A 23,342-nucleotide genomic window follows, 5' to 3' on the forward strand; every position below is an offset into this window, starting at 1 on the left:
TTGTCATTCTGAAGCTTCTAGACTCCAATAAAATAAATAATTTTCTTCCAATACTTCGGAAAAACCCAATGCTTATATTGCTTTTGTATTTAGAAGTTTTTGAATTATAACTCAATTTCACTCATAAAGCTTTCATTTGGATTATCATTTTTGTAGTATGCGTAGGCAATATAAATTTTGGTTTTTTTTGGTATTTTTTTTATTTCCTTATTGTCAATTATAAAGTTTTTGGAAAGACATTTCAAGATTTCTTTTGATAAAGCCGCATTGTCAAATTCTTTTAAAGCTTTGACTTTTTTTATTTTCAATTTAGTACTAACCTTAATTTCATAAAGGGCTATATTATTATTTACTTCATAACCTTTAAAATCGCTATCACATTTTTTTGAGCGAAGAAGCCACAAGCCATTTTCATTAAAAGTAGTAACTCTGTTTTCTTTTAAGATAGTAAGAATTGATAATTTTATTTGAATGGATTGATTATGATATTTTTGAGCATTTGGATATTCATTTGTATCAAAATTCCTGTCTATTTGTTCAGAGCCTGAGCAAAAACCGAAACTTAGTTTTCCATTATAATTATCAGCAAAAACTAACCAAGTTGAGTTTTCTTGAACATTAAATGCACAAGAACTATTAATTGCGTACAAAATCTTAATTGTTTGTCGTTTTTCTCCTTTATAGAGTTCTAGTATTTCAATTTCAGCATCTTGATAATCAAAATCATTTTCAATATTGGTTATTTTTACTATTTTGACCTTTGCAACAAAATCAGATTTTTTAAATCTCTCCATTAATGTTGTGATACCACAAACACAACTAAAAGCGTAATTTGAAAAGAAACAAATCAAAATAATTAAAACTGTTTTTTTCATAAATTTATTTTAATGATTATTTTTCTCATTGTCAAACTGCTTTACTTTGAGAATTTTATACTTTTCATTCAAAGACATAAACATACTAAAAGTTTATCTGCTTTTTACCTAATCATATTACAAAATCTCTCATTTTTTATTGCAATTCTTATGTTGTACTTAACTAAAAAAAAACACCAAAAAAGCGCAAAGGTCATTTTTGGTGTTTTTTATAGCTTTTAAAAGTCCATTATTTTAAGGAGAATTGGGTTAAAAAGTAGTGAGGCTTTTGTCGGATTTACTTGGAAAACCTGATGATGAATGGCGAGAAGTCAGAGACGTTTGCAGCATATTTCAACGATATTTGTATTTTAGAAGTAATCAGGGATTAAAATTTTTTTAGAGGTTTTGCAAGGACTTGTAAAAATTATAATGCCATATAAAAGCTTAATCAGATTTTCAAAAAACATAGTCATAATTTAGTTGAAATGTAATTATTAAAATTTTGGTATTGAGGTAGATTTCATAAATATCTCTGTTGAGAAAAAATTTGATATGGGTGAAAATTCACCTATAAATCGTTCTCCTCTTTGTTTTTCAGCTGGTTTTGTTTTATCCATTTCAGGGACAGAATTTACGCCTAACTTATAGTTTTCATTAGGTAACATATTTCTGTATATAAGTAGCATTTTTTCTTTGGTCAACCATGGCATAAAATTAATTTTCAACGACTTAGCTTTGTTTTTTAACGCTTCTGTTTCATTTCCGATCACAATATATATGAATCCGTCCGGATGAATCAAAAATTGATAATCAGCTATAGTTTGCATATTATATGTAAGTTCGTCTCCTTGGCTTATCGAAAAATATCGAACATCTGATTTAGTAAATTCTGATTTTGTTTTTGGAAATTTTGGTGCTTTAAATTTAACAATACAAACATCTGATGGATTAAATCTTATCATTGGCATTGTCAAATAATGATTGTCTTTATTGGGATAAGTTCCGTCTGATTTCAAATTATAAGAATGAATTAAACTATCTTTTTTATAAAAATTAAAAGCACCTTCAACAACTTGTTTACATATTAGTTCTTCAATATTAAGTGTTTTTTTTGATTCATTAGTCATGAGTTTTTCCATTTCTTCTTCAGAATTTTCCATAAACTTATTAAACATTGGGATTAAGTATTTATCGACATCTTCTTTTGAAAATTTTGGTACAGTAGTGCTTTTGTTTGCTTTTTCTATTGCATTGTTTTTTGGGTCAAAATTGGCAATTGTCGGGAGTGGTTTATTCCCATTTATGTTGTTTTTAGGTAAATAATGGCGCAACATTATAGAAATTTTTGTCAAGTTCTTTTTGAAGTAAAAAACATTTTTAGCATTTATGATTGTCCCTTCGGGAACAATATATATTGAATATTCGTTGTTACCATCGGCTACTATATTTATATCTGTTAAGCTCCCTAATGAGGTTTTTGTGTTATCATCATATATGTTATAACTAAAATACCTTGCATCAGGAAATTCTCCTTTAATAATATATCCACTGGTTTGGTTTTCAGTACGCTCCCAGCCATATCGCCAATAAACAGCGTTGGCGTCTGGAAGGTATAAAATTTCTTTTGAAGACCCAACATAAGGTGCCTCCCAAGTGGTTTGTGCAAAATTATTGGTAAAGATTAAAATTGCAATTATTGCAGAAAATAGACTTTTTTTCATAATTGATTATCTAGTATAATTATTTTATGTGTTTAATATTTCCTGAATTTTTCCATACTTTGCATAAAGTAAGTCTTTTTAAAAATACAGCGTTTGTTGTTAATCTAAATTAGTCAAATATATTTAAATTAGAAAATATAAATTTTGTGTTTAGATTTGTTGCAAATTCAAGGGGTTTCCTGCCAACCCTTTTAAATGAATATTTTTCGAAATAATATTTTTATAAATGACTTCTTATTTTCTTTAGTTTTTCAATCAAGTGTAATGAAATCTTACTGGACGTTTTGATTATGATCTATTATGTTACCTTTAATTCATCAGCAATTTTAATTTTTTATATCATTCATCTTAGGAATATTTTTTTGAGCCAACACAAATCAGCAATAATAAATATGACATGAAAACGATGTTGATTGAATTATTTAAAGCTAAATTAGGGGAATCTTGTCTATTCCAAATCCAAAACTAAATGGAATCAAATTCCCCTCTCTCAAAAAAAAACTATAGTAAATTTTTTCGCATTTTTAACTTTGCTTTTTATTAAAACAACTTCAGTAGTATTCATTTTAATTTCTCTAAAAATCTCTCTAAAAAATCTCTCATTTTTTATAGCAATTCTTATGTTGTTACTTAACTAAAAAAAACAAAAAAGTGCAAAGGTCATTTTCGGTGTTTTTTATAGCTTTTAAAAGTCCATTATTTTAAAGGCAATTGGGTTGAAAAGGAGTGAGACTTTTGTCGGATTTACTTGGAAAACCTGATGATGAATGGCGAGAAGTCAGAGACGTTTGCAGCATATTTCAAAGGTTTGTATGCTTCGAGGATTGGGGTTACAGGTCTGAAAATTGTAGATAAATTAAAGCTACAGCTGCCACTGTCATAATAATTAATGCTGAAAAGCCTAGGATATTAGTTAATCTTCCATTGACGTTTCTGCCCATTATTTTTTTGTTGTTTGAGAGGTGTAAGATGATTGCAATTAAGACAGGAGCTGTTAATCCATAAAGAATAGCTGTATAAATCAATGATTGAATTGGAGTAATGCCAATGTAATTTAAAGATAACCCTAGTAACAGCGAAATGGCAATAATGATATAAAATGCTTTGGCCTCATGAAATTTTTTATCAAGTCCTTGTTCCCAACCAAAGGTTTCCGTAATGATGTACGAAATTGAACCACTCAATACCGGAATAGCAATAAGTCCTGTTCCAATTACTCCAATGGCAAAAAGCAAATAGGCGAGATTTCCAGCTAATGGTTTTAATGCCATTGCCGCTTGTTCTACGGTGTCAATTTGATGGATACCGCCTTGGTATAAAACAGTTCCCGTAGTAAGAATTATAAAATACATAACAAATCCGGAAACGGTCATTCCAAAATCAACATCTTGGTTAATCTCATGAATTATCTTTTTATTTACTATCAAATGTTTCCTTTTGTTTTTCATCTCTTCCACCTCTACAGAGGCTTGCCAAAAGAAAAGATAGGGAGAAATGGTCGTACCCAATATGCCTACAATTATGGCAATAAAATCTTTGTCAAATTGTAGCGTCGGAATAAATGTTGCTTTCAGTATTTCTTTAAAATCCTGTTTAGACAAAAAAGGAACAATAAAATACACCAACATAACAATGCACAAATACTTTAGAACGGATGCTATTTTTTGATAGGGTAAATAAACAATTAACCCTAGAAGGATAATGGTAAAAAGGACACTGAAAAAATTAGCGTCTATGGAGGGAAAGAGCAAATTTCCCACCGCACCCATACCAGCAATATCAGCGCCAATGTTCATGACAATGGCAGGAAAGCTAAATAGCAGCATCAAATATAAAATAGGTCTTGGATAGTGTTTTTTGAGTGTCCCAGTCAATCCTTGTGAGGTGACCAACCCAATTCTCGCACACATTTGCTGAATTGAAGCCATTAACGGAAAAGCAATGATGGCTGTCCACAAGGTGGCTAGTCCAAATGAAGCACCTGCTTGCGAATAAGTGGCAATTCCAGAGGGGTCATCATCACTAGCGCCTGTCACAAGACCAGGACCCAATTTTTTCCAGCTACTAAAAAGTTTAGAGGTCAATGTTGTCTTTTTTATCATGTTTTCAGGCGTCGTTGTAAGGTTGGCAATGGCTCAACCAAGTTGTGGTTAGTTTATAGTGAGGTTAGCAGTCGGTGCTGTCTAGTTTTACTAACACTCTGGTAGTACAATAGGTACATCACTAATGTAATCTAAATAGTTGTATTTGCCAATTTTTAGGAGCGCAAATACAAAATCAACTTTTTTCCTGATGCTTTGGCAAAGCGAATTTGCTAAATTTTTTATGAGCAAGGGCTCTTTGTTCGGTTTTTATTTAATCAGCTTTAGTTTTTTAAAAGCTTCTTTAGTTGCATTTAAACGAATTAAAGGAAATTCATCCATAGTTGTTGCTTCTTTTTCTACGTTTGTTGCAAAAAAATAAACAGCATTATTCGTTTCTAAATATCCTACAAGCCAACCATTATTGATTTCATTTCGCATTCCCCAACCTGATTTACCGCTTAAAACATAACTTTCAGTTTTTTCAAGCTGCATGATGTCCTTCATTATGGTTTCAGTTCTTTTTGAAATTGGTAATTTTGAGAAATACAGTCTTTCTAAAAAGTCAATTTGTTGCATTTGTGAAAATTTCGATTTTCCTTGTAACCAAAAAGTATCAATCGTTAAGGTGTCGAAAACCATTCCTTTGTAGGCCAATTTTTTCAAATAAGATTTCATTCTCTTTACCCCAATCTTTCTAGCAATTTCTTGATAACAAGGAACGCAAGAAACTTCAAACGCTTTTTTGAACGTTAAATCTTCTTCCCATTTTTTAAATTTTCGTTGTTCACCGTTCCATTTAAATAGTGCGGAATCATTTTTGATTACTCCAGTTTCTAAGGCAATTATTGAGTTTGGAATTTTAAAAGTTGATGCCGGAATTACACCAGTTTTTGCCCAAGAGAAATCGTTGGAATAAAATGTTTTGTTTTTTACGTCATAAATTAAAATGGAGCCTTTGACTTTTAAACTATCCAGTATAGATCCAAAGGCGGTTTTAACTACTTCTTTTGGTTGTACTATTTTGGTTTGGCAATTTCCTTTAAGGTGCACGAATAGCATTAGAAGTAAAAGTATGATTATTTTTCTCATTTTTAATTTTGTTTCTTTTAGGTTGCTGTTGCTCCAAGATGCGTTACAAGTTTCAGTTATCGCAGCGGGGTGTTTTTACAGTTTTTAAAGCTTATTATTCTAAAGGTATTTAGGCTAAAAAGGCGTGAGACTTTTATCGTGTTTGAGTGAGAATCTGTTTAAAAATGGCGCGAAATTGGAGATGTTCGCGCAGCATACTTTAATGGTTTGTTTGCTTTGAAGAGCTTCGGGAAAGCAACTACTCAAATCTGTTTTGGATTGGGAGCAGTACTTTCATTTTCAATAATTTTGTTGAGTTTCGGCTGAATTATCCATATTCCAATTGGGTAAAACCAAATCATAAAAAACTCTCCTGCAAAATCAGAAAAACTCACTTGACGCTGTAATTCAACCGTTTTGTATGTTTTGGCTACAAAATATAATGAATAGAAAATACAAAACATTGAGAACAAATGTAAGGGTATAATAATTACAACAAGGCTCATAATTAATTCAACGGCTGGAGGTGTTTCGTTTTCCATCATTCCGCTCGCAGACACACTAAAAATTGTTGAAAGAAGGATGATATATAGCAACGGAATGAAAAAAAATATTTTAAATTTTTTGGTTTTCATTTTTACATTTTCGGGAACTTTACTCTGAAGTCCAATGCCCACAGACCAAAACCAACCAAATTGTGTTGCCACAATAAGAATCATAATTATTGGAAAAAACATAAAGTAATTAAAAAGCAATGAAACATCAGGATTATTATCACTGCCGATATTTGCAAACATAGTTATCATCAGCACAATTTGAAAAAGCATTGGTATTCCAAAAGTTAGTAAGAATAATTGCCAATGCTTTGCTTTTAAGAATTTTTCAGTCATAGTCTTTATTATGTATAGGTTTTTGGTTGCTGCTGAAGTTGTAGTGCTGAATTGGAGACGTTCGCGCAGTAAATATTAATGGTTTGGATGCTTTGATGAGCGGGGTTCATTAATACCAGCTATCAGAGGCTCTGCTATTATGCTTTAATCATTACACTTCCACTAAGATAATCATGAATTGTTCTGCTTTTTTTACTTGAAAATACTGTTATGAATGATAACCAACCAAGCAAAATTTTAATGATAAATCTTATAACAGCTTGAAATAAATTAATTTTTTTTGAGTGATCTGAGTTACTTCTAACGCGTATTTCCATCTTGTCATTCCCAATTGTTGCTCCAAACGCAGTTAAAATTGGTTCATACAACCATATTCCTGCAAATACTATCATTCTGAAATAATTTGGTACATTTTCAAATAAGTTCAATATTTCTGAAGCTAGATACATAAATCCAATAATAATTATAGTATCGATGGTTGTTGATTTTATGCGGTCTAATATGCTCGGATATTCTTTATACATAGGTTGGTTTAGGTATTGTTTTTAACGATTTAGTACTTCGGGCTGTTTGGGACTAAATTAAGATTTATTTTTCGGTTATCACTAAACTTCCAAATGCAAAACCAACTTCCCATTAAGTCTATTGCCCAAATTGCTTGTAGCGTGCGTTGTGTGCAGTGCTTAATTTCGGCACCATTTTTCAAATTCAACAACATTAAATTTATTAGATTTTATTCCAACCTTATGTTCTATCAAATCAAAAATCATATCATCAATATCATAAATGTAAATTCCCAATTTATTTGCTAATTCAACGGCATCATCAGAATAATACGAAGTAGTTAAAAATGTATAAATAAAAGGTTCTGCAAGTTTTATTTTATTTAGTACATCAGTTTGTCCTAGCCACGCACTTTCTTTATTTGGATGAAGTGCTTCTTGTAGAATTCTCACACTACCTAAAAATTCTCTTATTTCTCTTGGGCCAATAGCATTTTCGGGTTTGTACCTTTTAGATTGTCCGACCATTCGAAATGACAAATTTTTATTTTTTAAATCTACAGGTTTATCTGCAATATTTACAAGTCTTTTGAATGTACCTGTGCCAATAAAATCAATACCACCATCACTTGATTTTCTGGTCGCAAATCCAAAATCACAAAAATGTAATTGAATATATTTAGAAGAAAATTTTTCAAAATCATTATCATTCATTTTAATCATATATCTAACAAAGTCTGGAAATACTTCAAATTCTTTCTTTGTATTAGCTAATCCTATAATGAAATCGTCATCACTAAGAGAAAAATTAAACTTTGAAAAGGAACCCTTTTGGGTTCTACTTTCAATATAATTTTTTAAATTTTTCTTAGTTTGTTTTAATATTTTTATTTGTTCATCAGGACTTAAAGTTAAAGAGTTTTCTATAGCATATCTTTCAACTTCATCATTTAAGTTCAACGATTTATAAGTTGGTTTAAATGTGACTAATATTTGAAAATACAGCTCTTTTGCGTATTTATTTAATACTTCTGATTTTGTCATATAGGCTAATACGCTTTTCGATAATTTCTTTCAATCCTGTTAGTAAAATTATATCTGTTTCGGTGAAATTTTCTAATTCATCAGTTGGCAATTTTTTCAAAGCTTCAATTGCTTGATTAATTTCTTTTTTCCAATCAAAACTTGAATATTTAATGACGATGGCTAAAGCACCTTCTAAACTTGTTGAATCTTCTTTGAAAGAACTTAAAGCTTCAGCATTTCCAACAATTTTAGTCAAATCTCTCACATTTGTTGAAGATGAGATTTTTTGAATATTTCCATTGTCAGGATCTTTAGTTATCCATTTATAGAAAAGCTTAAAATTATCTTCATTCTCAAATTCATATGTGGCATCGTTGTATTCAAAAAAAGTTTTTAATGGAGCACGACCAACTGCTTCATAAAAATAAGTTATTAAATCAGGTTTGGCATACTCACTGTAATCTGCGTCATTTTGCATTTGCTCAAGAAGTTTGTATCCTCTATAAATTCGATTAACTTCTTGGGTTCTGTATCCAATTGCATTCGCAACGTCTTGTGGTGTTAGCTTTTCTCCTTCAATCATAGATTTTATTAGAACTGCTTTTTGATATGTTCCCCAAGGTCTTATTTCTGATATGTGTCTTATTCCTTGAATTTTTAATCTGTTACTTTCTGTATCAGATTCTTTATTTATTATGTTTACTGGAATTTCGGCGAAAGTATCCTTCACTTCTTTTTCAGCAATCCCTTCATTAATTAATTCTTCAATCCACTTTAAAGCCGCAATTCTTCTATTTCCCTCAATAACCAAATATGAATTCTCATCTAGTTCAGTCACAACAATTCTATCCATAGGTAGAAAACCAACTTCAAGAATACTATCTCTAAGAGCTTTTATTTGGAATTCGTCATCTTTTAACTTACCTAAAGTTGTTTTTTGAACACTTTCATCTTTTATTCTTGCTATAGGAACAAGCTTAGATGAACTGTCAAAGTTTTTAAATCTTAGATTATTTGGGTCCAAAAACAATTGTTCAAATTTTACGGTCTTGCTTGTAAACTCTATTCTTTTTTCCATTATTTTAAAATTTCATTATTTGTAATTTTCTACAATCGTGTTTTGGCATTGCACACAATTAGCATATAAGTCTGATAAAATAATACTTATCATATTTATATTAGAAACAAAGATCCCAGTGTATTCAGATTTCTTTATTTATCAAATATATCCTTTTTCCTTCAAAAAATATTAAAAAAATCTGAAATATTCTTTAGTGTTTAGTTGCCTTAAACTTCTGTGATTTGCGTGAGGGATAGGAATAAACTACCGAAGTAGTATGGATAGCCCGACCGCAGGAACGCAAAGGGGCGAATAACACCTTTGCTATTTGCCCCTTTGTGGTACTGGGGTCACGCCCCAATTATGCTTTTTCTTTTTCGAAACGGTCAATGACTTCTTGGTAATAGGCCAAGGTGGTTTTGGCGATGGAGGCGCAGTTGCGTTTTTACAGTTTTTAAAAGCCCATTACTTTCAAGTGAATTAGGTTATTTTTATCGTGTTTGTTGATCAAAAGTTGATTAAAAAATAGCGCTAAGTTGGATATGTTCGGGCTGTATACTTTAACGATTTGTATGCACCAATAAACGGGTGAAGTGATATAAATTATTGATATTATTTTTCAAAAGGATAAATCTTTTTCCAATCATTCTTTATATCTACAATTTGCCAATTATATTTTACTGCATCATCCAAAGCTTTTTCAAGATGGCCAATAGAAGAAGTACGATCATAAGCTGCTTCTCTTTCAGCATCTGTGTGATGAATAATTAGCCCGAATTGTGGAGTACTTGCAGTACTAGTCCATTGTAGCATAGCATAATCTCCATCAGAGTTTCCAGCAGTAAAAACTGGTTTTTTGCCAATGTGTTGATAGATACCAACGGGTTTCCCGTCTTTATTGTTAATGAAATTAACTTCGGGAAGTTTTATTAGTGTAGGTTTTCCGTTTGTTGTATCGTATTTTACTTTAACGGAACTACCAACAACCTGATAAGGAGGAATTCCATAAACTTGCTCAGAAAATACGCGCATAAAATCATCACCGCCACCAGAAACGATAAATGTTTTATATCCGTTAGCTCTTAAATAATTGAGTAACTCCAACATTGGCTGAAAAACCATTTCTGTGTAATGTTTCCCAGTTTTAGGATGTATTGCAGTTTGTAACCAATCTTTAACGTTTTGTTCAAATACTTCAGTTGACGTTCCAGTATGTGTTGCAGCAATAATTTGCATGAGAGATTCTTCGCCACCAGACAAAGCAGTTTTCATATCACCCTCAAGGACTGCCTGAAATGGTTGCGTAGTTTTCCATTCCGGATGTTGTGCTGCCATTGCTTTAACACGGTCTATAGCAAAGGCAAATTCAAAACAAATAGGAAACTCATTCCACAACGTTCCGTCATTATCAAAACATGCAATGCGGTCAGAAACAGGAATAAAATCTTTACTGCCTTCTTTTGTAGTTTTCGTTACGAAATCAATAATGGATTTTTTAGTTGCTCCTTCGTTCCAAGATGGAAGTGGATTTGCGACAGCAATAGTAGTTTTTTTTCGAGATTTATTAATTTGCTGTTGAGCAAAACTGTAAGAAAGTGACGTAAGTGTAACTATAAATAATAATGTGATTTTTTTTATCTCTTTCATTTTTTTAAAATTTAATTTGTTATCAAAATATATTAAGGTTGCATCTCAAACTAAAAACGGTATTGTGTTTTTTTATCAGTTCCTTCCTTGCTGTCACAATACATTGCTCCAATGGCACTATGATTGGCTTATCAATTTAAAACTGCAACAAAAATGCTACGTTGTAACATTGATGTTATTCCAAATATATTCTTTTTTTAGAAAAAAAATCTACATTGAGCTATTTTCTAATGAGATACCTTTTTTTTTCTATGAACAAGAAACTTTGGTCAAACGTCCTTGAAGGCAATTTTAGTTAGTAAGACGACTATTTGGAGCAAGTGAATAAAAATTAAATGATTTTCAGTGTCTTTTACATCAGTAATCATTTAACTCTTCACTTAATGCTGTTTTGCCTGAAGGATAGGAATCAATGTCATTAAGTTAAGGAATTACACTTTTTGTTTTCACGCACATTTCGCAGATTTGCGCAGAAAAATCAGTTAAAATCTGTTGAATCTGCGTGCTATTTTTTCCCCCCCTCTTAACTTAATGACATTGCGCGTGAGGGATAGGAATAAACTACCGAAGTAGTATGGATAGCCCGACCGCAGGAACGCAAAGGGGCGCATAACACGTTTGCTATTCGCCCCTTTGTGGTACTGGGGTCACGCCCCAATTATGCTTTTTCTTTTTCGAAACGGTCAATGACTTCTTGGTAATAGGCCAAGGTGGTTTTGGCGATAGAAGCCCAACTGAATTGTTGGAGTACGCGTTGGCGACCGGCTTTTCCCATTTGGTTGGCCAAGGCTTCGTTGTCGAGCAAGAGATTGACTTTGGTGGCAAAATGGTGTTGGAAGGCTTGAGGATTGGCGGGGTTAAAATCGGTTCGGGAAACGGGGGCGAGGGGTACCAAAAATCCGGTTTGTCCTTCGACGATGATTTCGGGTATGCCTCCTACGGCGCTTCCTACTACGGGTGTTTCGCAGGACATAGCCTCGAGATTGATGATGCCAAAGGGTTCGTATAACGAGGGGCAGGCGAAAACGCGGGCGTGGCTGTAGAGCACTTTTACTTTTTCTCTTGGGAGCATTTCGGAGATGAGGATGACGCCTTCGCGGGTGGCTTTTAGCTCGGCGATGAGTTGTTCGGTTTCGGCGGCGATTTCGGGTGTGTCGGGGGCGCCTGCACACAATACGATTTGGCAATTGGCATTGAAATGTTGTGCCGCAGCGATGAGTTGCGAAATGCCTTTTTGGCGCGTGATGCGTCCCACAAACAACACAAACGGAATGTTAGGGTCGATGCCTAATTCGGTCAACAGTGCATCATCAAAAGTGGGTTGGTAAAAATCGGGGTCGATGCCGTTGTGAATCACCGTAACTTTTTCGGGTGCTACGCCATAAGCTTCGATGACATCGGTTTTCATTTGTTCGCTTACGGCAATCACACCATCGGCAGAGGCGTAGGCGTGTTGCTCCAACCAACGCGACAGGAAATAACCGTTGCCAAGTTGCTCGACCTTCCAAGGGCGGTGGGTTTCGAGACTGTGGGTAGTCAAAATGAGCGGTACTTGTAGCAGTTCGCGCGTAAAAACGCCCGCCAAATGGGTGTACCAAGTGTGGCAGTGGACAATGTCGGCCTCGGGTGTGGCTTGTGCCATCTCGACATTTTTACTCAGGTTATGAAACATTTTGATGTGCGCATTGCTTGGGTCTTCCATTTTGGTCAAGCTGGAGGTGATGCCTTGCACGTGCATATTTTGGGTAGTTTCGGATTGTGCCCCAAAACAGCGGACTTCTACTTGGGCGAGTTGGGCCAATTCTTGGCTTAAAAAATCGATATGTACTCCCGCACCACCATAAATGTGCGGAGGAAATTCATTACTGTAAAGGGCTATTTTCATAAAAAACACATTTAGAGAAGTAAAAAAGCTTTGTTTTTTGTCTTTATAAAACTATAAAATTTAAGTGAGAAAGTAGCCGTGAATTCGATGATAATTTGAAACGGAATCGACTTAATTTGTAGTATTTATGATTTTTTACGGCAATTATTATTTTTGCGACAATTTGATGGCTCAGTACAGGTTAGAGATAAAGTATTGAAAAGATAGTTTGTGTCTCGGTGTTTGGGTGTGAAATTGTTCTCGCAAAGGCGCAGAGCCGCAAAGAGCAGGATTGTAAAAAAATCAATAGGAATGGGCTTTAGCCCGTTCTTTACAATGAGTTTAGTAATAGGCTTTAGCCAAAATAGTACCTAAGTTTCGGCTAAAGCCTTTGTATCTTTTATCATTATGTCATCCCGCTAAAGCGGGATGCAATTGATTACACTAAAAATCAATTAACAAAATTTGTTGTTTTTTTGGATGCTTTTTTGGGGAATAAAAAAAGCCGCTTCTTTTCAGAAACGGCTTGCATTGTAAAGGGTGCTTTATTTTTTATCCTCAATCACTATGGCAGGAATCTGCTTTTGTTGGATGAAGGCATTGAATTCGGGTACTTTGACCGTTGCAATTTCATTGACTTTCGCTACTGCGGCATCAATTTTTTTAGCCAAATCATCGTATACTTCATAAGCGCCTTTGGTTGGTTTGGTGTCTCCTGAGGAAACATTCGAACCCAATCCTGCCATTTTATCGTTTAGCATAATAGGGTAGGCCAAAACGTCTTGTGGGGCTTTGGCTTTAGGCTGCATCAAAGTAGCTTCTAGCTCTTCTAAAGATTTGAGGGTAGGCTCGGTCATTTTTTTCATTTCTTTCACCATAACCGAATCTTTCACCGCACCAACATAACTATTGATTTGTCCTTTAATCTTGCGGATTTTGTTGATGGCCAAATGGGCTTCGTCTACCTTTTTGTTGATTTTTTGGTGGAATTCGAATTGTTCTTTCAAGTCGGCATCGGTTCCTTCGGCTCTTGGGTCTTTTTTGATGTCAAAAGTTTGTTCACCGATGATTTTTTTGTCTTCGATAAAACGAACCTTGTACGTGCCTGGAAGAACTTTGGCACCTACGCCAGAACCCGCCCACATTACATTCGTGCCTTCCACTTCGGTAGCATTTGGATAGCGCATATTCCAAACAAAAACGTTCATTCCGGCATTGTTGGGCACGTAACCTGCTTTTTCTATCTCAGTGTCTTGGTGGAATTCTTTGGCTACTTTTTGGGGTTCGCCTTTGGTGTTTTTAACCGAAGAATACTTGATGATACTTTCGTTTTTATCGTTCAAGAATTCGAGTTCTAGTTCTTTGGCTGCTTTCGTTTTTTGATAAAAACGAACGATTACCCCATTTGGAGCATTGGTGCCCGCTGATTTGGTATCGCTTTGACGACCTTGTGTTCTGTAGGCGGTTCTGGGTTGGAAAAGGTATTTTTCGCCTGTTACCTTTTTATCCATTATTTCGTGTAAAGGCGTAATGTCATCCAAAATCCAGAAAGCACGTCCGTGTGTCGCCACAACCAAATCTTTATCGCGTTTGTGAATTTGCAAATCACGAATAGGCGTAAGCGGTAAATTCAGGTTCAGTTTTTCCCATGAGTCACCGTCGTTGAAGGAAACATAAATACCTCTTTCGGTTCCAGCGTACAAAAGTCCTGGTTTGTTAGGGTCTTCGCGCAGTACTCTACAATATTCATCAGCAGGAATTCCAGCGGTGATTTTTTTCCAAGTTTTTCCGTAATCTGTGGTTTTGAAAAGGTAAGGAGCACGGTCGCCATACATGTATTTGTTGGCAGCAACATAAGCTTTTCCTTTGGTGTGTTCCGAAGTGTGAATAATGCTTATCAAAGAAAACTCAGGTAACATTGAAGTTGGAATGTTGACTTTGTCCCAGCTTGCTCCATTGTTTTTAGAAACATGAATGTAACCATCGTCAGAACCAGTCCAAAGCACCCCTTGCTCTGTTGGCGCTTCTGAAAAGGTAAAAATAGTGGCATAGACTTCGGCTCCCGTTTGGTCTTTGGTAATTGGACCTCCAGTGTCTCCAGTGGTTTTTGGGTCATTTCGGGTTAAGTCTGGGCTTATGGCAGTAAAGGAATGTCCTCCGTCTTCTGTAACCAATACATATTGTGAGGTCACATACATTCTTTTGGGATTATGCGGAGAAAAAACGATAGGGTAGGTCCATTGAAAACGGTGTTTTTTGGCTTTTGCTGGTGAACCAATGTTGGATTCTGGATAAGGTGAAATATCTTGTCCTTGTTTGGTTCTCGAATTGTATTTACTCAACTGTCCATCATATTCGCCACCATAAGTAAGGTCGGAATTGCTAGGATCGGCTTGAATGTATCCCGCTTCGCCACCCGCAACTGGAAACCAATCTTCTCTGTCGATACTGGAACCAGTGGTTCTTGAAGCAATTCTAACAGAGGAATTGTCTTGTTGTGCACCATATATGTTATACGGAAAATCATTGTCTAAGGATACATGGTAAAATTGACTCGTTGGAATGTCAATATCTGAAAAATTGGCACCACCGTTAAAGGTAATTTCTGCTCCACCATCATCTCCAATAATATAGTTTTCTGGGTTTTTCGGATTGATCCACACATCGTGAGTATCGCCGTGATGTACTGGTATTTTTTTGAAATTTTTACCACCATCCGATGATTTCCAAGCATCTACATTCAACACAATCAAACCGTCTTCATTTTTTGGATCAGCTTGCAAATTCATATAATACCAAGGGCGTTGCCATAAGTTTTTGTCTTCGTTGATGAGTGACCAATGTTCTCCTGCATCATCAGAACGGTACAGTCCTCCTTTGTCGTTTTCTACCAAGGCATACAAACGGTTGGAGTTTACAGGTGATACAGCGATTCCAATTTTGCCCAAAAGCCCTACTGGCATTCCAGGTTTGGTACTTAAGTTAGTCCAAGTATCGCCACCATCGGTAGATTTGAAAAGACCAGATTCGGTTCCTCCAGAAGACATGGAATGCCCATTTCGGTAAGCTTCCCAAAGTGTCGCATAAATCACTCTTGGATTGTTCACGTCGATACGGACCACCATTCCGCCCGTTTTGTCATTTTTAGACAGCACTAGTTTCCAGTTTTTTCCACCATCGGTACTGCGGTAAATGCCGCGCTCTGGATTGGAATGAAATGGATTACCCATTGCAGCTACAAAAACAATATCGGGATTGCTAGGATGCACTTCGATGTTTCCGATAGCATCGGCTTTGTCGAGTCCAATTTTACTCCAGTTTTTACCAGCATTTACAGATTTGTACATACCGTCTCCAAAGGAGATATTAGAACGCATATCAGCTTCTCCCATCCCAACATACACCACATTTGGGTCTGAAGGTGCGACTGTAATTGCTCCCACCGAGGAAGAAGTAAAAGTGCTATCAGAAACGGCTAGCCATTCGTTGCCGCCATCGGTGGTTTTCCAAACACCACCACCAGTAGCTCCAAAGTAATACGTTAAAGGTTGGTCTGCGTGACCTGCTACTGCCAATGAGCGACCTGCTCTAAACGGACCAATGTTACGCCATTTTAATCCATTGAAGTAAGCAGTGTTGCCAGAAGAAACGGCTGTTTTGTCCTTTTTCTTAGCCGTATTTTGTGCTTCTATTGAAAGCGAGGGAAGTAAACAAAAGCTTAAAAGCAATGCACTTAAGCGAAAGATTGTTTTTTTGTTTTCCATGAATTTAGTTGATTTTAGAAAGTAATAGTTTCTAAAATTAAATAAATTCTTTCTTTTATAGTGTTTTCTTTATGGATTTTTGAAAAAGTTAGTTTTTACTTGATTTTAACCCCTCAAATTAATTGAGTTTATTGGATTGGATCCATCCTTTTGACTAACTAGATTTTATGCACTAAGTATTTTATAAGTATTTTTTTTATTTCTTTTTTCTTATAAAAAGCACAAAAAAGGGTTTTTCTATTTTGTTTCAAATTGTATACATTTATAAAAAAATATTGAATCATGCGTTTTATACTTCTTTTTTCTTTTTTCCTGCTTTTTTCATCTATTTATTTCAAAGTGTATAGCCAAACTTCCGAACGGCAATTAGTTACTAAAAATAGATTAATGTCATCACTTTCAGATACTACATTTGTGAATTTGAAAGACTATAGCCAGGATTTTGTATACGACATGAAGTATGCAACTACCGATAATTTTTTGAAGTCAAAGGTGTATGATTGTGCCGCATGTTTTTTGAGATGGAAAACGGTAAAAGCCTTGATTAAAGCTAATGATACGTTTATACAAAAAGGATATAAAATAAAACTTTTTGATTGTTACCGACCTTTAGATATACAAAAAAAAATGTGGAAAATAGTTTCAAATCCAGAATATGTTGCCGATCCTGCTAAAGGTTCAATCCATAATAGGGGAGGGGCTGTAGACCTAACCCTTGTAACTTTGGAGGGTAAAGAATTAGAGATGGGAACGGCATTTGATTTCTTTGGAAAAGAAGCAAGTCACGGGTATCCATTTCCTGATAAAAAAGTAATGGATAACCGTAAAATGTTAAAGAAAATAATGCTTCAAAATGGGTTTATGGCATTTGAATCAGAGTGGTGGCATTATAACTTAGCCTCAGGTCTGACTGATAAAGTAGCCAATACAAAGTGGGAATGTGATTAATTTTCTATGCAAGGAAGATTTTTGATAAAATAATTTTCAGGTTGATACACTTTGTTGTCTAATTCGGAAGTAAATTCTTTTTTTATAATGTAATCTTCCAAATCGGTCAAATATTTTATTCGCATCAATGATAAAGGAGAGTTTTTTAACTTTTCAAAACTATCTTTCAAAAAGTAAAATTCGCCTGTAGTGACTCTGTTATCAAATCCTTTGTCATCTCGCAACAATGTTCCGCAATTTTCTTGATCTTTATGCACCAAAGAAATAATACTTCCATCATTTAATTGAAGAAACAATTTTGAGTTTTTATCAAAGCAGTTGGCTTTTATAAAGCCTTTACTTTTTTGTATCATTTGAATGTTTAAAGTGGGTACACCATCTGTTAGTGCTAGAGAAAAGAAAATATAACTAGCCGTGCCAGCGAAGTTTTTTTCGCTTATCATGTATTCTTTTGTTACTTTATAACTACCTATAGAATCTACGACATTGGTACTATAGTCACATGGTTTTTGGGCAAATAAAGAAAAACTGGAAAGGATAAGAATGGTAAATACGAGTTGCTTCATGTTGGATTAAATTTTGCTGCAAATTAAAACTATTTTATCGTTATTTATATCAGTGGTGAAAAAACAATAAGTATTTCCTCCTTCTTTTATTTTCCATTTTTTTCTAATGTTTTCTACAGTTTCCGGAAAATTTCTAGTAGTAATGTTAGCTTTTTGCTGGACTAAGTTGTTTTTTAAGTCTAATTTATTGTAGTTCAGTCGTTTGTTGATTTTGAATCGCCTGCCTGGGAACTCGATTAATTCAGTACTAGTATATAAATGCGAATGGACATGTAATTTATTCAATTGGAAAACAGCACTAACGGCATCAAAACCGCCAGATTTCATAATCGCACTATTGGGTTCGTATAGGTATTCCTGCGGCAAACCATAACTCGGTGGACTATCATTTTCGGGTAAATCAAATGTTTCTTCTTTATCTTTAAGAAGGTTCACCGTTTTTATGGAAACATTACTGGAATAGTCTTTATGAAGTTCCCATAAAAGTTCTTTTACTTCGTTGTTTAGGGCAATAATGTGAATGGTTTTGACATTTTTTAATTCTGATAATCCTGCGGTTAAATCAAGCAATGGCGCTGTTTTTAGTAGAATTGATTTGGATTTAGAAAAATACAAATCTATATTTTCTGGCACATTGGGAAGGCAATCTTTTAGCATGAAAACTTTTCCCTTGCTTTCACTTCTTCTGGAAGGATCGATATACATCCAATCCCAAGTTTGCTCAAAAGAACCAAGTATATCATGGCTGTCTCCTGTTTTGCACTCAATGTTTAAGGCCTTTAATTGTTCAAAATTATGAGCGGTAATTGCGGAAAGTTCAGGGTTAATTTCGCAATGCACCACTTTTTTGAATTGTTTAGCGAAGTAAAAATCGTCTACTCCAAATCCACCAGTTAAATCAATTAAGTTAGTTCCTGAAATTAAGTTAGATTTATAAGCAGCAGTAGTCTCAGAAGAGGTTTGCTCAATGGAAATTTTTGGCGGATATAGAATGTTTTTTGCCGAAAACCAAGTAGGTAGTTTTTCCTTGGCTTTGGCTTTACTTTCAATTTGCTCTAAAATTTTCATCCATTCAAGGGTTGGAAATGGATTTTTTTGTAAAGCAAGTTTCGTTATGTTTTGGGGTAATTGATCGTTAATAAAATTTTGAACGTCAATATGTAATAGATCAAAATTCAAGGTTAAATGTCTTTGGTTAACAACTGAATGATTTTATTTTCGGGAAAAAATTCTTTTCCAATTACCTTTAAAATTGTATATAATGGTACAGCAATCACCATCCCTAAAATTCCGAATAGAAAACCAGCGGTTAGAATAACTAAAAAGATTTCTAACGGATGTGAACTGACACTTTTTGAAAAAATAATGGGTTGTGATAAATTATTGTCAATGAGTTGAACTATCCAAAAGCCAATTAGAACATAAATAGTTGTGGGCAGAATTTCGGATTGAAAATCGCTGCCAAGATGGCTAATCATAGAAAGAATTGCTGCTAAAACGGAAGCTATTAAGGGGCCGATGTAAGGAATGATGTTAAGTACTGCGCATAAAAATGCAATAATGATCGCATTTGGAATCCCAAAAATTAAGAGTACCACTAGGTAAAGTAAAAAAACAATAAACAATTGCAGGAGCAACCCTATAAAATATCGAGAAAGAAGGTGATTGATTTTTTCAATGGAGTTTAAAATTGGCTCTTCGTGTGTATCTGGAATTAATTTTTTGGCACCAACAATGAATAAAACACGGTCTTTTAGAAAAAAAAAGGTTATAAATAGTACAGAACCTAATCCCATGCCAAAACTACTAATGGTTCCCAAAATCGAATTTAAAAAATTGGGAATGAGACCAAAATTTATATTTGAGGTAAGGGTATTGAAGTTAAGGACTTTTTTGGAATTGATATGATGACTCTCTAGAAAGGCATTCACTTGATTGATTAGAGCTATGGCATTTTTTTCAATTTCTTTGGTGTTTAACAAAGATAAATTTTCACTTTGTGCAATGATTAACGGCACAAAAAGGGTAATGATGCCAAAAATTAAAATTACAAACAAAGTGAGTGTCGTAATAGTGGCCATAGTGTGTGGAAATTTTAATTTTTTCTTGAAAAAATCTACTATAGGATTACCAATTAAAGTTAAAATTAAGGCAACAACGAGATAGATTAAAACGGATTGTATTTGATAAAAAAAATAGGCTATTGCGGTAAGGGCCAAAATTGTTGCTATAGCTCTAATAATTCCATTCGAAATCATTTTGGATGTTATCATAAGTTGATTCTTTATGGGATAAATATAAAAAAAACTCGCTAGGTCTAGCGAGTTTTAAGAGTAAATATTTTTTTTGAGGTTTAGATTCCGAATCCTGCTCTAGCGCCACCACTTACAAATAGTGCTGCCATTCTAGCTTTTTGTCCGTTGGTAAACATGTACATTCCTCTATCATCGGTATAATCCATGTAATTCATGGTCATTTCTACTGGAGTACCCGTACAAGTGCTTAAATGTGGATAGGTGGGTACACCGTAATTAGCAGAATCATGAGTAGGCGTGTCTGCAACTAAATCACTACCGCAATTAGCATCGCCCCATATGTGTCTTAAGTTCATCCAGTGTCCTACTTCGTGGCTAGCTGTTCTTCCTAAATTGTAAGGATAGCTTGTTCCAGAATTACTGGTTACTCCAAAATATTTAGAATCGATAACAACCCCGTCTGTAGCAGCCGCACCACCTGGGAATTGAGCATATCCTAATATACCTCCACCGATGGTACAAGCCCATAAGTTTAAAGTATTGGATGGAGAAGTTGGGGCAATACCACCTGAGCTTGTTTTTTTCATTGCATCTTTGGTTCCCCAAGTGGTTTTTGTAGTAGACTTACGGTTGATTTTAACTAATTCGAAGGTGATGCCAACATTGGCAGCTACACCTGCAAATAAAGCGGGTGTACTAGAAAAATCAGTGTTAGTTGCTGTAAAATCCTTGTTCAAAACGGCAATTTGTGACTGGATTAAGGCGTCAGAAATGTTTTCTGCTGCGGTGCGGTATAGAACGTTTACAACCACAGGAATGACTACTTTTCCGTTTACTAATTTACCAGTTAATCTAGCTTTTTGAGTAAATTCTTCGATTTGGTTCATTCGAATTGCTAACGATGGATCAGCAGCCAATTGTGCTTGGAAAACTTCGTTCGTTGCACAGCCTCTTCTAGCTACTGCTTGTCCATCTGAGTTGGTTTTTAAGGTTTCTTCGTTTTGACAAGAAAAAAGCATTACCAAAAGTGCTGCACTCAATAAAATTTTTTTCATAATTTGGGTTTGTTAAATTGTTATAAAAAAGTTAATTTGGTTAATTGTTTAACAATTTTATAACATTTTTTTTGAACTACCAATTTTTTTAATAAAAATTTTATGACTATTTTCTTAAAAAGAGGGTTTTAGGATTGTTTTATTTTTCTTGTTAACTCATAGAGTGCAATTCCAGTGGCTTGAACGACATTCATGCTACTGTTTTTTCCAAACATTTCAATATGAGTAATTTGATGTGATTTTTTTAAAAAGTATTCTGAAACTCCCTCAATTTCATTTCCAATGAGCAGAGCAATTTTTTTGTTTTTTGGAATTAAGACTTCAACTAACGGTTTGCTATCTGATGTTATTTCTAATGCAATGATTTCAAAATCATTTTCGATTAAATAAGAGACAACTTCTTCTTTGTTTTCAAATAATTCATGCGCTACATGGCGATGCGTATTTCGTGAAGTTTTGTTGATTTTTCTCGGATTCATTTGATTGCCTATACCTAGAAAGAGAATTTTCTCTACACCAAACGCTTCACTTATTCTAAAGAGCGAACCTATGTTGGGTTGAAAAAGTATAGAATCACAAACTAATACGATTGGGAATTGTTGGTGTTGAAAAGGGACCGATTCATGATGTAATTGCATGAAAAACAGTTTTTAATTAGTAAAAATATAATGGATGATGTTTGCGCCCATTTTGAGTGCTTTTTGACGAACTTCAATGGGGTCGTTGTTGACTTCAGCATCTTCCCAGCCGTCTCCTAAGTCGCATTCGTAAGTGTATAGTAAGGCCAAACGATTGGCAATAAAAACCCCATACGCTTGAGGTCTTTTGCCATCATGCTCATGTATTTTGGGCAAACCAGAACTAAAAACAAAGGGTTTTTGAAAAATAGGATGATTGGAAGGAATCTCAACTAAATCATAATTAGGGAAAAGTTTTTTGATCTCTTTTCGGATGTATTGATCCATCCCGTAATTGTCATCAATGTGAAGAAAACCCCCAGCTTCAAGATATTTTTTTAAGTTTTCTGCATCCGAATCACTAAAAACTACGTTTCCATGTCCAGTCATGTGAACAAATGGATAAGAAAATAATTCAGGGCTATTTGGTTCTACAGTGGCTGGTTTTGCTTTTATTTTGGTGTTTATATTTGCATTACAAAAACGGATCAAATTAGGTAAAGAGGTGGGATTGGCATACCAATCCCCTCCACCATTGTATTTTAATAATGCAATTTCTTGTGCATTGCTTCCAAAGGAAACCAAAAAAATAAGTAATAAAAGAGGTTTTGCCATTATTGAAACTGTTTGAAGAGGATATACGGAGTATTGTTATTCATTAAAAAAAACTACACTATGACAGGCTACAACCGCTGCCGTTTCTGTTCTCAATCGTGTATTGCCAAGTGTTACTGGAACATACTTATGGGCTAAGGCAAATTGAATTTCTTTTTCAGTAAAATCTCCTTCAGGACCGATTAGAATGGTTGTTTGGGTATGCTTTTCAAGAACTGATTTCAATGATTTTTTATCAGTTTCTTCACAATGCGCAAGGAATAAATTGCCTTCTTGTTTTTGTTTCAAGAAATCCTTTAAAGCAATAGGATCATTGAGTTTGGGCAAGTAGCATTGGTTACATTGTTTCATTGCTGTCAAAATTATCTTTTCAAATCGTTCTTTATTGATTACTTTTCTTTCGGAACGATCGCAAATGATAGGGGTAATTTCTTGTACACCAATTTCGGTAGCTTTTTCTAAAAACCATTCGTAACGGTCATTCATTTTGGTAGGAGCAACCACCAAGTGTAATGGATGAAGTGATGTTGCCATCTTTTCAAAGGACAAAATACTAACATTACATTTGCTGTCGGAAGCCAAAGTAATCGCTGTTTTGAACAAATAGCCTAGCCCATTAGTTACAAAGAGAATGTCGCCGTCTTTTTTTCGAAGGACTTTAATGATATGTTTGCTTTCTTCTTTGTCAAATACAAAAGAAGTACTGCTTTCGTTTATAGCGGAATTATAAAATAATTGCATG

Annotated in this window: 19 protein-coding genes; 1 reads left to right on the top strand and 18 read right to left on the bottom strand. The window is 34.4% G+C overall.

What is annotated here, in order from left to right:
* Positions 1-104: 104 nt before the first annotated feature.
* The 11 genes from FLB_RS00095 to FLB_RS00150 form a co-directional block, all read right to left on the bottom strand.
* Positions 105-875, bottom strand: a complete 771-nt coding sequence (locus FLB_RS00095) for a hypothetical protein (protein ID WP_064713929.1) — start codon at positions 873-875, stop codon at positions 105-107.
* A 476-nt stretch (positions 876-1,351) separates the two neighbouring features.
* The gene (locus tag FLB_RS00105; RefSeq protein WP_064713931.1) at positions 1,352-2,578 is read right to left on the bottom strand and encodes a hypothetical protein; all 1,227 of its coding nucleotides are present in this window, start codon (positions 2,576-2,578) and stop codon (positions 1,352-1,354) included.
* An 830-nt stretch (positions 2,579-3,408) separates the two neighbouring features.
* Positions 3,409-4,680 (bottom strand): NRAMP family divalent metal transporter, encoded by a 1,272-nt coding sequence (locus tag FLB_RS00110; protein ID WP_064713932.1) that lies wholly within the window; start codon positions 4,678-4,680, stop codon positions 3,409-3,411.
* A gap of 249 nt (positions 4,681-4,929) precedes the next feature.
* A complete protein-coding gene (gene blaOXA / locus FLB_RS00115) occupies positions 4,930-5,751 on the bottom strand; it encodes a class D beta-lactamase (protein WP_064713933.1) in 822 nt (273 codons plus the stop codon).
* Between the two features lie 242 nt (positions 5,752-5,993).
* Positions 5,994-6,620 carry a hypothetical protein gene (locus FLB_RS00120; protein WP_064713934.1) on the bottom strand — a complete coding sequence of 209 codons (627 nt, stop codon included), beginning with the start codon at positions 6,618-6,620 and terminating at the stop codon, positions 5,994-5,996.
* A gap of 137 nt (positions 6,621-6,757) precedes the next feature.
* Positions 6,758-7,144 (bottom strand): RDD family protein, encoded by a 387-nt coding sequence (locus FLB_RS00125; RefSeq protein ID WP_064713935.1) that lies wholly within the window; start codon positions 7,142-7,144, stop codon positions 6,758-6,760.
* A gap of 159 nt (positions 7,145-7,303) precedes the next feature.
* Positions 7,304-8,167 (bottom strand): restriction endonuclease, encoded by an 864-nt coding sequence (locus FLB_RS00130; protein WP_064713936.1) that lies wholly within the window; start codon positions 8,165-8,167, stop codon positions 7,304-7,306.
* On the bottom strand, positions 8,142-9,227 hold the full coding sequence (locus FLB_RS00135; RefSeq protein ID WP_064713937.1) for a ParB/Srx family N-terminal domain-containing protein: 1,086 nt from the start codon (positions 9,225-9,227) through the stop codon (positions 8,142-8,144). The genes FLB_RS00130 and FLB_RS00135 overlap by 26 nt, the downstream gene beginning before the upstream one ends.
* Before the next feature lie 594 nt (positions 9,228-9,821).
* Entirely contained in the window at positions 9,822-10,856 is a 1,035-nt protein-coding gene (locus FLB_RS00140; RefSeq protein WP_082923173.1) for an HAD family hydrolase, read from the bottom strand.
* Positions 10,857-11,514: 658 nt separating this feature from the next.
* Positions 11,515-12,741: a glycogen synthase gene (gene glgA, locus FLB_RS00145; protein WP_064713938.1), complete on the bottom strand. Its 1,227-nt coding sequence runs from the start codon at positions 12,739-12,741 to the stop codon at positions 11,515-11,517.
* Between the two features lie 524 nt (positions 12,742-13,265).
* Positions 13,266-16,484, bottom strand: a complete 3,219-nt coding sequence (locus FLB_RS00150; protein WP_064713939.1) for a WD40/YVTN/BNR-like repeat-containing protein — start codon at positions 16,482-16,484, stop codon at positions 13,266-13,268.
* Positions 16,485-16,766: 282 nt separating this feature from the next.
* Here FLB_RS00150 and FLB_RS00155 point away from each other — a divergent pair, with 282 nt between their 5' ends.
* Positions 16,767-17,432 carry a M15 family metallopeptidase gene (locus FLB_RS00155; RefSeq protein ID WP_082923174.1) on the top strand — a complete coding sequence of 222 codons (666 nt, stop codon included), beginning with the start codon at positions 16,767-16,769 and terminating at the stop codon, positions 17,430-17,432.
* On the opposite strand, the gene FLB_RS00160 is transcribed toward FLB_RS00155, so the two are convergent.
* The 7 genes from FLB_RS00160 to FLB_RS00190 all read right to left on the bottom strand — a co-directional run bounded on the left by FLB_RS00160 (position 17,429) and on the right by FLB_RS00190 (position 23,341).
* Positions 17,429-17,998, bottom strand: a complete 570-nt coding sequence (locus FLB_RS00160) for a hypothetical protein (protein WP_064713940.1) — start codon at positions 17,996-17,998, stop codon at positions 17,429-17,431. The two genes, FLB_RS00155 and FLB_RS00160, sit on opposite strands and share 4 nt — an antisense overlap.
* A 6-nt stretch (positions 17,999-18,004) precedes the next feature.
* Complete coding sequence (locus FLB_RS00165; protein ID WP_064713941.1) at positions 18,005-19,177, bottom strand: THUMP-like domain-containing protein; 1,173 nt, start codon at positions 19,175-19,177, stop codon at positions 18,005-18,007.
* 2 nt (positions 19,178-19,179) lie between these two features.
* Positions 19,180-20,271: an AI-2E family transporter gene (locus FLB_RS00170; protein WP_064713942.1), complete on the bottom strand. Its 1,092-nt coding sequence runs from the start codon at positions 20,269-20,271 to the stop codon at positions 19,180-19,182.
* An 80-nt stretch (positions 20,272-20,351) separates the two neighbouring features.
* Entirely contained in the window at positions 20,352-21,308 is a 957-nt protein-coding gene (locus FLB_RS00175) for a zinc metalloprotease (RefSeq protein WP_064713943.1), read from the bottom strand.
* 128 nt (positions 21,309-21,436) lie between these two features.
* Complete coding sequence (locus FLB_RS00180) at positions 21,437-21,946, bottom strand: TrmH family RNA methyltransferase (protein WP_064713944.1); 510 nt, start codon at positions 21,944-21,946, stop codon at positions 21,437-21,439.
* A gap of 12 nt (positions 21,947-21,958) precedes the next feature.
* Positions 21,959-22,600 carry a DUF4159 domain-containing protein gene (locus FLB_RS00185; protein WP_064713945.1) on the bottom strand — a complete coding sequence of 214 codons (642 nt, stop codon included), beginning with the start codon at positions 22,598-22,600 and terminating at the stop codon, positions 21,959-21,961.
* A gap of 36 nt (positions 22,601-22,636) precedes the next feature.
* Positions 22,637-23,341 (bottom strand): 16S rRNA (uracil(1498)-N(3))-methyltransferase, encoded by a 705-nt coding sequence (locus FLB_RS00190; protein ID WP_064713946.1) that lies wholly within the window; start codon positions 23,339-23,341, stop codon positions 22,637-22,639.
* Position 23,342: the final 1 nt, after the last annotated feature.

It is taken from the genome of Flavobacterium succinicans (assembly GCF_001662485.1).
GTDB lineage: Bacteria > Bacteroidota > Bacteroidia > Flavobacteriales > Flavobacteriaceae > Flavobacterium > Flavobacterium succinicans_A.